16 protein-coding genes are annotated in these 12,092 nt (G+C 59.1%); 10 read left to right on the top strand and 6 right to left on the bottom strand.

Features of this window, described 5'->3' with window-relative positions; all coding sequences use genetic code 11:
* Positions 1-20: 20 nt before the first annotated feature.
* From soxA to P8014_RS15210, 6 genes are all read right to left on the bottom strand, one after another.
* Positions 21-869, bottom strand: coding sequence for a sulfur oxidation c-type cytochrome SoxA (gene soxA, locus P8014_RS15185; protein ID WP_337818174.1), 849 nt, complete (start codon positions 867-869; stop codon positions 21-23).
* A gap of 41 nt (positions 870-910) precedes the next feature.
* Complete coding sequence (gene soxZ, locus P8014_RS15190) at positions 911-1,225, bottom strand: thiosulfate oxidation carrier complex protein SoxZ (protein ID WP_337818175.1); 315 nt, start codon at positions 1,223-1,225, stop codon at positions 911-913.
* A 36-nt stretch (positions 1,226-1,261) separates the two neighbouring features.
* Positions 1,262-1,735 carry a thiosulfate oxidation carrier protein SoxY gene (soxY, locus tag P8014_RS15195; protein WP_337818176.1) on the bottom strand — a complete coding sequence of 158 codons (474 nt, stop codon included), beginning with the start codon at positions 1,733-1,735 and terminating at the stop codon, positions 1,262-1,264.
* A 21-nt stretch (positions 1,736-1,756) separates the two neighbouring features.
* The gene (locus P8014_RS15200) at positions 1,757-1,927 is read right to left on the bottom strand and encodes a hypothetical protein (protein WP_337818177.1); all 171 of its coding nucleotides are present in this window, start codon (positions 1,925-1,927) and stop codon (positions 1,757-1,759) included.
* 394 nt (positions 1,928-2,321) lie between these two features.
* On the bottom strand, positions 2,322-3,863 hold the full coding sequence (locus P8014_RS15205) for a M48 family metalloprotease (RefSeq protein WP_337818178.1): 1,542 nt from the start codon (positions 3,861-3,863) through the stop codon (positions 2,322-2,324).
* A complete protein-coding gene (locus P8014_RS15210) occupies positions 3,806-4,111 on the bottom strand; it encodes a hypothetical protein (protein ID WP_337818179.1) in 306 nt (101 codons plus the stop codon). Before P8014_RS15210 ends, P8014_RS15205 begins: the two co-directional genes overlap by 58 nt.
* Before the next feature lie 329 nt (positions 4,112-4,440).
* Here P8014_RS15210 and P8014_RS15215 point away from each other — a divergent pair, with 329 nt between their 5' ends.
* The 10 genes from P8014_RS15215 (at position 4,441) to gcvH (ending at position 12,042) form a co-directional block, all read left to right on the top strand.
* Positions 4,441-4,785 (top strand): rhodanese-like domain-containing protein, encoded by a 345-nt coding sequence (locus tag P8014_RS15215; RefSeq protein WP_337818180.1) that lies wholly within the window; start codon positions 4,441-4,443, stop codon positions 4,783-4,785.
* 109 nt (positions 4,786-4,894) lie between these two features.
* Positions 4,895-5,563 carry a 4Fe-4S dicluster domain-containing protein gene (locus P8014_RS15220; protein ID WP_337818202.1) on the top strand — a complete coding sequence of 223 codons (669 nt, stop codon included), beginning with the start codon at positions 4,895-4,897 and terminating at the stop codon, positions 5,561-5,563.
* Between the two features lie 64 nt (positions 5,564-5,627).
* Positions 5,628-6,986 carry a heterodisulfide reductase-related iron-sulfur binding cluster gene (locus tag P8014_RS15225; protein ID WP_337818181.1) on the top strand — a complete coding sequence of 453 codons (1,359 nt, stop codon included), beginning with the start codon at positions 5,628-5,630 and terminating at the stop codon, positions 6,984-6,986.
* Positions 6,987-7,006: 20 nt separating this feature from the next.
* Positions 7,007-8,035, top strand: coding sequence for an FAD-dependent oxidoreductase (locus tag P8014_RS15230; RefSeq protein WP_337818203.1), 1,029 nt, complete (start codon positions 7,007-7,009; stop codon positions 8,033-8,035).
* Positions 8,010-8,870, top strand: coding sequence for a hypothetical protein (locus tag P8014_RS15235; RefSeq protein ID WP_337818182.1), 861 nt, complete (start codon positions 8,010-8,012; stop codon positions 8,868-8,870). The genes P8014_RS15230 and P8014_RS15235 overlap by 26 nt, the downstream gene beginning before the upstream one ends.
* Before the next feature lie 26 nt (positions 8,871-8,896).
* Positions 8,897-9,613 (top strand): 4Fe-4S dicluster domain-containing protein, encoded by a 717-nt coding sequence (locus P8014_RS15240; protein ID WP_337818183.1) that lies wholly within the window; start codon positions 8,897-8,899, stop codon positions 9,611-9,613.
* The gene (locus P8014_RS15245; RefSeq protein WP_337818184.1) at positions 9,606-10,517 is read left to right on the top strand and encodes a CoB--CoM heterodisulfide reductase iron-sulfur subunit B family protein; all 912 of its coding nucleotides are present in this window, start codon (positions 9,606-9,608) and stop codon (positions 10,515-10,517) included. Before P8014_RS15240 ends, P8014_RS15245 begins: the two co-directional genes overlap by 8 nt.
* Before the next feature lie 118 nt (positions 10,518-10,635).
* Positions 10,636-11,082, top strand: a complete 447-nt coding sequence (locus P8014_RS15250) for a glycine cleavage system protein H (RefSeq protein WP_337818185.1) — start codon at positions 10,636-10,638, stop codon at positions 11,080-11,082.
* Positions 11,083-11,139: 57 nt separating this feature from the next.
* Complete coding sequence (locus P8014_RS15255) at positions 11,140-11,541, top strand: DsrE family protein (RefSeq protein WP_337818186.1); 402 nt, start codon at positions 11,140-11,142, stop codon at positions 11,539-11,541.
* Between the two features lie 63 nt (positions 11,542-11,604).
* The gene (gcvH, locus tag P8014_RS15260) at positions 11,605-12,042 is read left to right on the top strand and encodes a glycine cleavage system protein GcvH (protein ID WP_337818187.1); all 438 of its coding nucleotides are present in this window, start codon (positions 11,605-11,607) and stop codon (positions 12,040-12,042) included.
* The last annotated feature ends 50 nt before the right edge of the window (positions 12,043-12,092 follow it).

Consider the following 12,092-nt stretch of genomic DNA (forward strand, 5'->3'; position numbering starts at 1 on the left):
GTGGAGGCATCAGGAATCGCCTACTTGCGATATGCCGGCGCGTTGACCGGCTCGCCGTTGCTCATGTAGGTGAGGAAGTACTCCAGATCCTTGTACTGCGTGCTCTGCGCCTTGAAGGGTTTGGCGCGGATGTTGTTGTTGCAGCCGGCGAAACGGCGCTGCAGCGTGCCCAGCGCACCCCACTTGGCGCGGTAGGTCGGGAAGCCCGTGGGCTGACCGATCGCCGGGCTGAGGATCTCTGCACGGATCCACTGGCCTGCATGCACCATGTGACAATCGGCACAGGCCATGTTGAGCTGCCCGCGCTTGGCGTAGAAGAACGCCTTGCCGTGCTGGTATGCAGCAAGCTCGGCCGGAGTGGTGGGCGTCTTGACCTGTAGAGGCTGCCCATCCGAGGTGCTAGCCATATAGGCAGAGATGTCGGCAATGTCGCCCTTCTTCCAGCCCAGCGGCTTGAGACCGTTCTTTACGCGGCATGCATTGATGTCGCTTTCCAGCGTATGTACCTGCCCGGTCTTGTTGTCGATATATGGATAGTACTGGCGAATGTCTATGCCGCCGTTCTTGAAGCAGCTGGCGTAGGTCTTGCCGTTTGGGAACGGCGTGTTGAACAGCTTCTTGCCCTTGGCCAGTGCGAAGTCGAACGGCGGGAACTGCATCATGTCCTGCCATTGGCTGATCATGTCAGGGGTGCCGATGCCCTTGGCCAGAGCGCCATTGGCGAAGTCCTTGAACGGCGTGTCGGGGAAGCGCTTCTCGAAGTACTGCCTGAAGTTCTTCAGGTCCTGCTGTGGCGATGCCAGGGAGGTTCCGGGCATCGCCAGCAGCATAGCCGTCAGTGTCACGGCGATTGTGATGAGCTTTTTCATCGTGTTTATCTCCTCCCTCGTGTGTGGCCCGGCGGGACGATTCAGGAGAGCTTGGTCTCGATCGAATCGGATTCGCCTTTGTTGTCGACCCAGCTGAGCTTCAGTGTGTCGCCCACCTTGCCCCCCATGACCTTGAACGACAGGAAGGGGTTTTTGGAAATGCCGATGCTCCAGTTGGCGAGCATGACCTGCTTGCCGTTGAGTTCGGCGGTTACCTGTTCGATGAAATGGGCAGGAATCGGCTTGCCGGCCTTGTTCTTGCGCAAGCCGGTTTCCATCGGATGCTTGATGAGTGACTTGACGTCGGTCGTGCCACCTTTGACCTGGGCACGGATGCGAATGGTGTTGCTAGGCATATGCGTATCGTCCTTTGCTTGATCGTAAGGTTAGCGTCAGCCGCCGCAGCCGCCGATGGTGACCTTGACTTGCTTCTTGGTGCTATAGAGCTTGCCGTCGGAGGTGCGGGCAACGGCCATCACTTCCATCGTCTTGCTCAGCTTGATACGGCTGGAGGCGTAAGGCATGCCTCCATTGCTGAAAACGTAGTTGGAATTCAGAGGATAGGGGTTGTCCTTGGCGAACAGGGTCAGGCTGACCACGTTATCGAGGTCGGACGACATGGTGACGGGAACGACGGCGCCGTTTTCGGCGATGTCCGGTGCCCGCAGGGTCACGTGACCGCTTTCGGCGCTACTCGAACCGTCGATCATTTTCATCGCTTCTTTGAGGTCCTTGCGCTCGAAGGCGCCTTTCGGCCAGGTCGCGGCCAGCACGCTGCTGGGTGTCAGCAGGCCCGCACCGGCGGCGACGCCGAGCGCGCTCGCGGTCAAGCTCCCCTTGAGGAAGACACGACGGGTGTTGTTCATGCGTTCTTGCTCCATGAGATTTCAGTGGGTGTAGAGAAAATCGATGATCTTGTTGATCTGGCTCTTGTCGAGGATCCGGTTAGCGCCGAAGGGAGGCATGATCGTATGCGGGTTCATGTGCCGGGGATCCCAGATCTGGTCGAAGAGTTTCTGGCGGTCGGGGAAGCGGGCCTTCATCGCGACGTAAGGCAAGCGCAAGGCTTCCCGTGAGTGCGGCCATGGCGGCCACGGTTGTAACGAGCCTTACGGGATTCCGCATGTCAGCCTCCTTAAGAGTGGCACCTTTCTACGAGGTGTTGGTCGTGTCTTATGTGGGGTCGCGCCAAATGGCGCCGTCGGCACTTTTTGGCTCGGATTCCACTATAGCGTGATCGAATTAATTCACAACAAATCAGGATGTTTATAAGCATTCTTCTATATTAATGATTCCATAACCTCATTCAGACGATCTCAGTTGCTACTGATGCGTGTCCATAACGCTTTATTCCATTTATCCACGGATCGGCAAAGGCGTGAGATCTGCTGGGGGAGTCTGTATATAGGTATTCATTGACGTACGAGCACGGAATCGTGTCGATAGGAAGGGCTATGGGAGGTGTCTTTGGATCTGCCGCCGCAGGCTGCGTAGGCGTGTTTCCTCTACGGCGCCGAGTCCGGGGGTGTGCAGGGCGAGTTCGATCTGCTCGAGAGCAGAGGTGCTGTTGCCGAGGCGGAAGTGGTACAGCGCCAGTGCTTCGTGACTGAATGCCGGCCGTCCGGCCCGTGCTGCGGCTTGTGCTTCCAGGTGAAGGGTTTCGGGCTGCACGGACCGGGTTTCGACGAGTTCGCGCAGATGCCGCAGTGCCGCGGCGGCCTGTCCGTGTTTTATTTCGAGACGGGCCAGTTCGATTACGATGGCTTCCTGTCGTGGGTAGAGTTTGTCGAGTCGGCGCAACTGTCGCAGTGCCGCGTCGGGCTGTCCGGAGTCGCTGGTACTAATGGCGAGTGCCAGGCGCATGGCGATGCTGTTGGGGTATTGGGCGACCAGTGTTTGCAGGATTGCGAGCGACTGTCGCGCCTGGCCGGCGCGCCGCAGCGCCAGCGCGTAGCGGTAACGAACCTCGGGTCGCGTGCGGACCTGCGGTGTCGCTTTGGTATAGGCTTCCATGATTGTCCGCGGTGGCGTCAGCAAGGCCTGCAGTCGCGCTTTGGCGAATTCGAAGGTAAGCGTGTCGTTGCGTCCAGTGTTCGGCTGCTGAGCGGCGCGCGCTTCGGCTTCGGCAATGCGGTCACCGGTGACCGGATGAGTGCGCAGCAGTTCGGGAACGCCGGCGTCGGATGGCGACTCGGTGCGCGCCAGTCGGGCGAAAAAATCGGCCATGGCGATCGGCCGGTATCCGGCGCGACCCAGAATGTCGATGCCTATGCTGTCAGCCTCACGTTCGAAGGCGCGTGAAAAGTTGAGCTGGTTCTGCAGGCTGCCGGCGACAGCGCCTGCGGTCACGGCGCTGCCGATCTGTGGTGCGTTGGCGCTTAGGGCGATTCCGCTGAGTACGGCGAGCATGGTCGCAAGACTCATGCGCTGGTTCTGTTCCAGGGTGCGGGCAATGTGGCGCTGGGTTATGTGCGCTATCTCATGTGCCATGACTGCGGCCAGTTCCGACTCGCTGTGCGCCGCTTCGATCAATCCGGAATAGACGACGATGACGCCGCCCGTGGCGGCGAAGGCGTTGATGGATGCATCTCGGACAATGAGAAAAGTGAACGGGATGTGGGGTTCGGGGGCGTTGGCGGCCAAGCGTTCGCCGAGCGCCTGGATGTAGCTGTTGAGTTGGACGTCGTCGACCAGTGGCAATTGGGTGCGGATGTTCTGCTCGATGGCCCGGCCCAGCCGGGCTTCCTGAACAGGCGAGAACTCGGCGTCGGCCGGATCGCCGAGATCCGGCAGATCGATCGCCGACGCGGCAAAGCTTGCCGTAGTCGATGCCAGCAGGAGGATTGCGGCGCAGCTGGCCGACAGCTTTTGAAGTGCCGTTCTCAGGGCAGCTGATACGCGGGGGCGGGGATGCCGGCCCCGCGCGCTGGTAGAGCCTACTTGCCTACCCGTGGGCTGGAGCTGTAGGCCTGCATTGAGGTACGACTTTGCCACGTTTTCGCACTGAGAAGAACGTCCGGGACCATGAAGCGGGCGTCGGGCTCCACTTCGGTGGTCTTGACGATCTTGGTCACGTCGCCATAGGGGACTTTGTGAAGCATGCCCGATTTGTCCGTGAAGCGTACGACCATGAAATCGTCGTGCAGCTTGTAGACATAGACATTGGCGGGACGTAGCCGGCCGCTTTCGTCTTTAAGGGTGATGGCGTAACGCGTGTTTTCCTGAAATTTACTTTTGTTCAATGTGCCGATCTCCTGCCTGTCTTCGGTGATGTGGGCGGTGGTCTCCCGAGATGGAAGGTAAACTATGGGGGTGGATCCGGACCATTAGATTATCACCGGTGTCTAATCGTTAGTAGAACCCAGCGCCAGAATACCGCATGGACCGCGCCGTCGACTCTGCCCAAGCCGCGGGCTGCGACCGGCGCAACGGTGGTGCTGCGCTGGGTTGGGCGGTAATAACCCCATAGAGACATTGTGGTTGACGACCAGGGTGGGGCCTCAGCAGAATGTGTTAATATGCTTAAACCGCATAAGCATATGCATTAGTCCCCATAAGGAGGTTTTTTGGGATGTACGGGTTTCACGAAGTCGATGCGGCAACGCTCCGCCAGTGGCAGGAAAGTGGCGAGCGGTTTCGTCTCGTGGACGTGCGTACACCGGCGGAAATGTCGCGGGGCGTGATTGATGGCGCTGAACTCATGCCGCTGCATCTGGTGCCGGTCCGTGCGACTGAATTTTCTTCCGGCGAACGGATTGTCTTTTATTGCCAGAGCGGCGCGCGTTCCGCGCAAGCTTGCGCTTTCATGGCGCAGCGCGGTCTGGATGACGTATATAACCTGCGGGGCGGGATTGTGGCATGGGCGGCATTCGGTGCCCAGCTAGCCGTTCCGTCTATGGAATCACTAGCAGGTTGAGGAGTGACCGCGCACTGCGGTTCTGGGTTTACCCAAAAGATCTGCGAAGCGGTGCGAACGCAGGCTGAAATCTGGAAAATGAGGTGCTTGTATGGCTACTTATGCCGAGATGCAGCAAATCTATGACGACATTCGTGGTGACTTTCGCTACGACCATGAGTTGAATGGCTGTCTCAACTGTGGGATTTGCACCGCGACCTGTCCGTCGGCGCAGTTCTATGACTACAGCCCGCGCGAAATCGTGCAACTGCTTTGGACCGAGAACGTCGAGCAGATCTATGATGCGATGCAGGAAAAGATCTGGGCCTGTGCGCAATGTATGACCTGCGCAGCGCGTTGTCCCTTCAAAAACTCCCCCGGTGGTCTGGTCGCGATCATGCGCGAGGTTGCCATCAAGCACGAGATGCAGTCCGCCAAGGACGTGCTTCGTCCCTTCGGTCGCGTGATGCTCAAACTCATCACGACGGGAAACCAGTTGTCTCCCGACATGATCCAGCCCGATCACTTCCCCGACTGGGGCCCGAACATTCAGAAGGTCGAGGGTGATCTGGCGGTTCTTCGCAAGGCGATCCCGGTCAAGACCCTGCAGACGGTCGAAACGGCCTGGGAGGTTTCGCTGAAGACCTCCGTCGAGATGTACACGATTTGGGAAATGACCGGCGTCATGAAGTCGCTGGAGCTCATGGACGAAAACCTCTTCGACGTCATCGAAGACTTCATCGACGAGAAGCGCGAAGAATACGAAGAGTGGCTCGAGGAGCAGGAAGACGACGATTGAACGATTCCGCGCCGCCTGAGCAGCGGCGGCAGAAGGAATCCGACCACTATTGAGGAGGTTCATCATGAATCCTGGCGATGAAAACGGTACTTCGAACACCGAAGGTCAGGGCGTAGCCGGTCACGGTTCGTTCTTCCAGCAGACCGACCTGTCCCGTGAAGAAGCCGTCCAAGCCACCGACTGGGTGCGCAAGCACGTCGACCGCCGCACCGTCGATCTCGGTGATCGCATGGACGACGTCCGCGAGCACATGTACGAGCTCGAAAAAGAAGGCGAAATCATCATTCACCGCATCACGGACGAACACGAGCCGAAGATGGTGAAGACGCTGTTCGGTTGGGACAAGAAGGTCCCCACCAAGCAGCTTTGGCATCACAAGTCCTGTGGCCAATGCGGCAATATTCCGGGTTACCCGACATCGCTGATGTGGTTCATGAACGAGTTCGGTTTCGTGCCGGGCAAGGACTACCTCGACGAAACTGATCAGACGTCCTGCACCGCGTGGAACTACCATGGTTCCGGTATCGGCAACGTCGAAGCGTTGGCGGCCGTGTTCCTGCGCAATTTCCACCAGGCCTACGTGTCCGGCAAGCAGCACGGCCACGAGCTGGGGCATTTCTTCCCGCTGGTGCACTGCGGGACCTCCTTCGGCAATTACAAGGAGATCCGCAAGTACCTGATCGAGTCTGCCGAGCTGCGCGAGAAGGTCACTAAGATCCTCGGCAAGCTGGGTCGCCTGGTCGACGGTAAGCTGGTCATCCCGGAAGAGATCATCCACTATTCCGAGTGGGTACACGTGATGCGCAACCGCATCGCCTCCGAGCTGCAGAAGATCGACGTCTCGAACATCCGCACCACCACCCATGTGGCCTGCCACTACTACAAGATGGTGCACGAGGATGCGGTGTACGATCCTGATGTGCTCGGCGGCAACCGTACGGCGATCATTACCTCGATCGCGCAAGCCCTTGGCGCGCAGACCATCGACTATTCGACCTGGTACGACTGCTGCGGCTTCGGCTTCCGTCACATCATCTCCGAGCGCGAGTTCACACGGTCGTTCACCATGGACCGTAAGATCCGTGTGGCCCGTGAGGAGGCGAACGCCGACGTCATGCTCGCCAACGACACGGGCTGCGTGACCACCATGGACAAGAACCAGTGGATCGGTAAGGCGCACGACCAGGATTTCTCGATTCCGATCGTCGCCGACGTGCAGTTCGCGGCGCTGGCTTGCGGCGCAGATCCGTTCAAGATCGTCCAGCTGCAGTGGCATGCATCGCCCTGCGAGGACCTGGTCGAGAAGATGGGGATTTCCTGGTCCGAGGCGAAGAAGAACTTCCAGGAATATCTGAAAGAAGTCGAAAAGGGAAATATCGAATATCTCTATAACCCCGAGTTGGCATACGGAGGACAGGCATAATGCAGGACACAGTGCTGATTGTGGGGGCGGGCCCGGCGGGCCTGTCCGCTGCTGCAACGGTGAGCGCCGCAGGCTACAAGGCCGTGGTCGTCGAGAAGGAAGAGATTCTGGGCGGCGCCCCGATTCTGTCCGGCTATGCGAAGCTGGTGCCTTCCGGTGAGTGGGCAAAGGATGCGATCGGCCGCATGGTCAGCCGCGTCGAGGAGGATGAGGCCGTTACCGTGCACAAGAGTGCCAAGGTCGAGTCGCTCGAAGGCGAGGCCGGCGATTTCACTGCTACCCTGAGCAACGGCGAGAAAGTCGCTGCCGGCGCCATCGTGCTGGCCACCGGCTTCACGCACTTCGATTCCATCAACAAGCCCGAGTGGGGCTTCGGCACTTTCGAAGATGTGCTGACCACCACGCAGATGGAGCAGATGGTGTCGAGCGGCAAGATCGCCTGCCCGTCCGATGGCCGTGTGCCCGAGCGCGTGGCGATCCTGCTGTGCGTGGGTTCGCGCGACCGTCAGATCGGCCGCGAATGGTGCTCCAAGATCTGCTGCACCGTTTCGGCGAACCTGGCGATGGAAATCAAGGAAATCTCGCCGCAGACCGATGTGTTCATCTATTACATGGACATCCGTACATTCGGTTTGTACGAAGACAAGTTCTATTGGAAATCGCAGGAAGAGTTCAAGACCAAGTTCGTGAAGGCGCGTATCGCCGAAGTCACGGCTTCCCCCGACGGCCGCCTGCTGGTCAAGGGTGAGGACACGCTGGTCAAGCGCCCGATCATCATTCCGTTCGACATCGTGGTGCATGCCATCGGCATGGATCCGAACGAGGACAACCCCGAAATCTCCAAGGTGTTCGGCGTCGGCCTCGAGAAGCATGGCTTCATCGAACGTGCCGAACATTACACCAACACCTGCGGCACGACCCGTCGCGGCATTTACTCCTGCGGCGCGGCCTATGGCCCGGAGACGATCGACGATTCGATCTCTCAGGGTGCGGCGGCTGGTTCGCGGACGGTGGCTGATCTCAATGCTCTGGTTCGGGAAGCAAGCTGAGTCGGCGCAAGGCGCGGATGACCCGACGGTCATCCGCCCTGCGAAGCTCGAGGTCGTGTTTGACGGCACGATCACGGGCAACAAGCTTCAGGTGTTGCTGGATGAGGTGAACGAGTTCGAGGGTGGGCTCGAAACGCTGCTGGCAGCGCTGCGTACCAAGCAGGAACTGATGCAGAAGGCTTTTCCTGTCACGCGTACGGAAGACTGGGGGTTGAGTCGCGAGGCTTTCCTGATCGTGCTCAGCGCGGTTTTCCCTGCACGGCGCAAGCTGGCGGCATTTTTTGCCGAACTCGATGCTTCCAAGGCCGAGGAATTGGCGGAAACGCTGGTCTACGGCGATGGATCGGTAACGGAGCGCATGCGTGAGTTTTGCGAGATCGTTCCGGCCGAGCGCAAGAAGGAGAGGCGGGCCATCTGGGATCTGGCGGCAGAAATTCTGCATTTCCGCGATCCCGAGGGCATGCCGCTCATGACGCGCTGGGTGTGGGACGAAGAGACCGCAAGCGGCGCGTTGCGCGAGTTCATCCGTGGGAATGACGGCATGCCGGAGATTCCATTGGATAATCGTCCGGAAACCTACGAGGGCGCACGCAGTTGGTTCGCGGAAGCGCTCACGGAAGCGGGTTTCTATCGTGATCTGCCGTTCCTGATCGATATGCTGTTGGCGCAGGCCTATGCGGACTATGTCAAGGCGATGTCGAACGGGCTTGGTATGGTGCAGGCGGAATTCGGCGGCAATCAGCATCCCCTGGAGTTTGTACTCAAATTGCTTGGCGTCGATGCCGGTGGACGCAAGAGCGTCGAAGGCGGAGATGCGGACCGCACCTTGCATTAATTTGCTGGGAATACACGGAGAGCGGAATGGCGATTCACGAGAAATCACTGATCGAGCCGGAACGGCTGCTGAACCACGAGTCGCTCGTGGTCGACGGCGTCGATGTCTCCGGTAGCTGGAACACCATGATAACCCCGCGCACCTTGCGCGATTACGATGACGACTTCGAGGACGTTATCCAGAAGTACGGCGGTGGCGAAAATGTGCACCGTTGCTGGCAGTGCGGTTCGTGCACCAATTCGTGCACGATGTACGCGCAGAACGTGCAGTTCAACCCGCGCTACTGGATCTACCTGACGCGTCTCGGTCTGAAAGACGAAATCCTTAAAGACAAGGACATCATCTGGCAGTGCGTGTCGTGCAACAAGTGTACGAACATCTGTCCGAAGGACGTGCGTCCGGAAGGCGTGATGAAGGCGTTGGCGCACTGGATGGAAGATCAGGGCATCACCGAGAAGAGCCCGTCGACGCACTTCGATGAAACCTTCTGGGATGAGATCTATCACACCGGTCGCATCGAGGATGCGAGCGTGATGATGGGCTTCTTCAAGAAGACCAACCAGCCGTTGGTGCAGGAATGGCTGATGACCTTTGGCCAGCGCATGATGAAATACATGCCCGTCGCGCAGATGCTGAAGATGGGGCTCAACTTCGCCATCACCCCGCGCACCAAGTCCTGGGGCAAGACCGGCGAAGTGCTGAAAGCATACGTTGAAGAGCAGAAGGAGGCCGCCCATGGGTAAGGTCGCATATTATCCCGGATGCGCCCTGGAAGGATCGGGCGGTCCCTACGACAAGTCCACCCGCGTGCTGGTCAAGGCGCTGGGCCTGGAAATGGAAAACATCCGTGACTACAACTGCTGCGGAGCGATGGAGGTCAAGAATATCCATCCTATGCTGCAGACCTATCTGTCGTCGCGGGTGATGGCGCTGGCCTCGCAGGAAATGGGCATCGATACCGTGATGGCTCCCTGCAACGGCTGCTATCACAACCTGAAGAAGGCGGAATACGAGACCGCGACCTCCGAAAAAGCCCTGCAGACCGTGCAAGACCTGGCGCAGAAGGCCGACGACCCGGTCTACGAGGGCGACGTGCGGACCCTGCATCTGCTTGAGTGGCTGATGGAAGAGCTGGGCACCGAGGGCATCAAGCAGAAGATGCGGAAAAGCCTGAACGGGATCAAGGTCGCCAACTACTACGGCTGCATGTACGTGCGTCCGCGGCAGATTTTCCCCGAGAAGGATCAGGGGCCGGATTCGGAATCCAGCTATAAGCCTCATTTCATGGACGACCTACTCGGCGCTGCCGGTGCGGTCAACATCGATTTTCCGCTCAAGACGGCCTGTTGCGGCGGCGCCCACACCTTGTCGGATTCCGATACCTCGACCCAGCTGGTGCTCAACATCATCCAGGCCGCTGAGGACGCCGGTGCCGAAGTCATCGCCACCGAGTGCCCGACCTGCCATTCCGGCCTGGAAATGCACCAAGTGCGTGCAGAGACCGAGTTTGGTATCAAGAGCAACGTCAAGGTGATTTATTTCACCCAGCTGCTCGGTCTGGCGCTCGGCCTGTCGCCGCGCAAGCTCGGTGTGCACGAGAACATCAGCGACTCTATCGGCCTTCTCCAGGAGAAGGGTATCATCTAAGTCCGTTCCTCGACGGAGGCTGGGCGGCGGTACGCCGCCCAGCATAACGCCGTGCCGCCGTAATGCCGCCTGCAGGCTGCTGCTCATGGCTTCCGACACTCAACGGTAAGTAGGTGACATGGAATGTAATGGCTGCGAGTTCCATCCCGAGCTATATTACGACGCCGAGTTCCAGATCTGGCTGCGGCGTGAACACGATGACTCCCTGACCGTCGGGATGACCGATATTTCCCAGTCCATCGCCGGGAAGATCCTGCATGTTCGGGTACGGCGTCCGGGGACGGTGCGCCCGCCCGGCAAGCCGGTGGCGACGATCGAGAGCGGCAAGTGGGCCGGGCCGATCCCTAATTTCATTCATTGTTCGATCATCGAGGGTAATCCCGAGGTGCTCGAGAATCCGGTGCTGCTCAACAGCGATCCCTACAATGCCTGGATCGCGCGTGTCGAGGCGGCGGATGGGGCAGACCGTGCCCTGGAGAGTTTTCTCACGGGTGAGGAAGCGCATGAGGGTTATTGCAAGCGGGCGCGTGACGAGGATATCCATTGTCATCGCAAGCTGCGCTGAAATTTGCGTGTCGCCATGCGCGCGACGAATTTCACGGCGACGTTTAAGGGCTAATATATGGTCGACGCCGATCAGTACCTGGACAACGACGAACAGACAGTCGTCATTCTGATGACCAGTGGGCCATCTACGCCTAACCGTTGCGCCACGCCGTTCTACCTTGGGTCCATCTTCGCAGCAATGGATGTGGAGGTTCACATCTTTTTCACGATGGAGGGGGTGCGCCTGATGGAGCGCGGCGTAGCCGAGGGTCTTCGGGCGATGGAGGGCGGCAAGCGGATCATTGAATTCATCCGCGATGCTAAGCGCGCGGGTGTGACTCTGCATGTTTGCCAGCCCGCTTTACCTGGATATAGAATCGATGAAGCGTCCGGCCTGATCGAAGAGGTCGATCGGGTGGCCAGAGCCAGCGAGTTGGCCGATCTGGTATTGCGCTGCGATAAAGTGATTTCGTTCTAATAAGGGGAGCCCGATCTCCCTGTTTATGCACATCCCTTAACCGTTCCAATTAGGAGGAAGCCAATGGGCGCCGTGCGCGGTTGTAACATCCCCGAAGATTTGCTTTACAGCGTAGACAATAACGTCTGGGTGCGCCAGGAAGGTGACGGCTCCGTCACGGTCGGCCTGACTTCCTATGCCTGTTCACTGGCCGGGCAGATCGTGTCCTACACGCCGAAGAAGGTGGGCAAAGACGTGAAGAAGGACAAGTCCTGCGCTACCGTTGAATCCGGTAAGTGGGTCGGTCCGGCGAAAACCCCCGTGGCCGGCGAAGTGACTGCGATCAACGATGCCGTTTCCGCCAACCCGGGTCTGATCAATGACGATCCGTATGGTGAAGGATGGCTGGTGAAGATCAGCGCTGCGGATTGGGACGGCGACACTGCCGAGCTGAAGACCGGGGCCGATGCGTTGGCTGCCTTCGAGGCCAAGATGGACGCTGACGGCTTCGGCGGCTGCTGAGGCTGATTTCAGGGCCGGTCCGGGGCATGCCCCGGACCGGCCCCTGAGCG

Origin of the sequence: Acidihalobacter sp. (genome assembly GCF_037381185.1) — a bacterium.
Taxonomy (GTDB): domain Bacteria; phylum Pseudomonadota; class Gammaproteobacteria; order DSM-5130; family Acidihalobacteraceae; genus Acidihalobacter_A.

What these genes read in the sequence shown, in the direction of transcription:
- soxA (WP_337818174.1), bottom strand. Translation starts at nt 869, where the DNA reads ATGAAAAAGCTCATCACAATCGCCGTGACACTGACGGCTATGCTGCTG.
- soxZ (WP_337818175.1), bottom strand. Translation starts at nt 1,225, where the DNA reads ATGCCTAGCAACACCATTCGCATCCGTGCCCAGGTCAAAGGTGGCACG.
- soxY (WP_337818176.1), bottom strand. Translation starts at nt 1,735, where the DNA reads ATGAACAACACCCGTCGTGTCTTCCTCAAGGGGAGCTTGACCGCGAGC.
- P8014_RS15215 (WP_337818180.1), top strand. Translation starts at nt 4,441, where the DNA reads ATGTACGGGTTTCACGAAGTCGATGCGGCAACGCTCCGCCAGTGGCAG.
- P8014_RS15220 (WP_337818202.1), top strand. Translation starts at nt 4,895, where the DNA reads ATGCAGCAAATCTATGACGACATTCGTGGTGACTTTCGCTACGACCAT.
- P8014_RS15225 (WP_337818181.1), top strand. Translation starts at nt 5,628, where the DNA reads ATGAATCCTGGCGATGAAAACGGTACTTCGAACACCGAAGGTCAGGGC.
- P8014_RS15235 (WP_337818182.1), top strand. Translation starts at nt 8,010, where the DNA reads ATGCTCTGGTTCGGGAAGCAAGCTGAGTCGGCGCAAGGCGCGGATGAC.
- P8014_RS15240 (WP_337818183.1), top strand. Translation starts at nt 8,897, where the DNA reads ATGGCGATTCACGAGAAATCACTGATCGAGCCGGAACGGCTGCTGAAC.
- P8014_RS15245 (WP_337818184.1), top strand. Translation starts at nt 9,606, where the DNA reads ATGGGTAAGGTCGCATATTATCCCGGATGCGCCCTGGAAGGATCGGGC.
- P8014_RS15250 (WP_337818185.1), top strand. Translation starts at nt 10,636, where the DNA reads ATGGAATGTAATGGCTGCGAGTTCCATCCCGAGCTATATTACGACGCC.
- P8014_RS15255 (WP_337818186.1), top strand. Translation starts at nt 11,140, where the DNA reads ATGGTCGACGCCGATCAGTACCTGGACAACGACGAACAGACAGTCGTC.
- gcvH (WP_337818187.1), top strand. Translation starts at nt 11,605, where the DNA reads ATGGGCGCCGTGCGCGGTTGTAACATCCCCGAAGATTTGCTTTACAGC.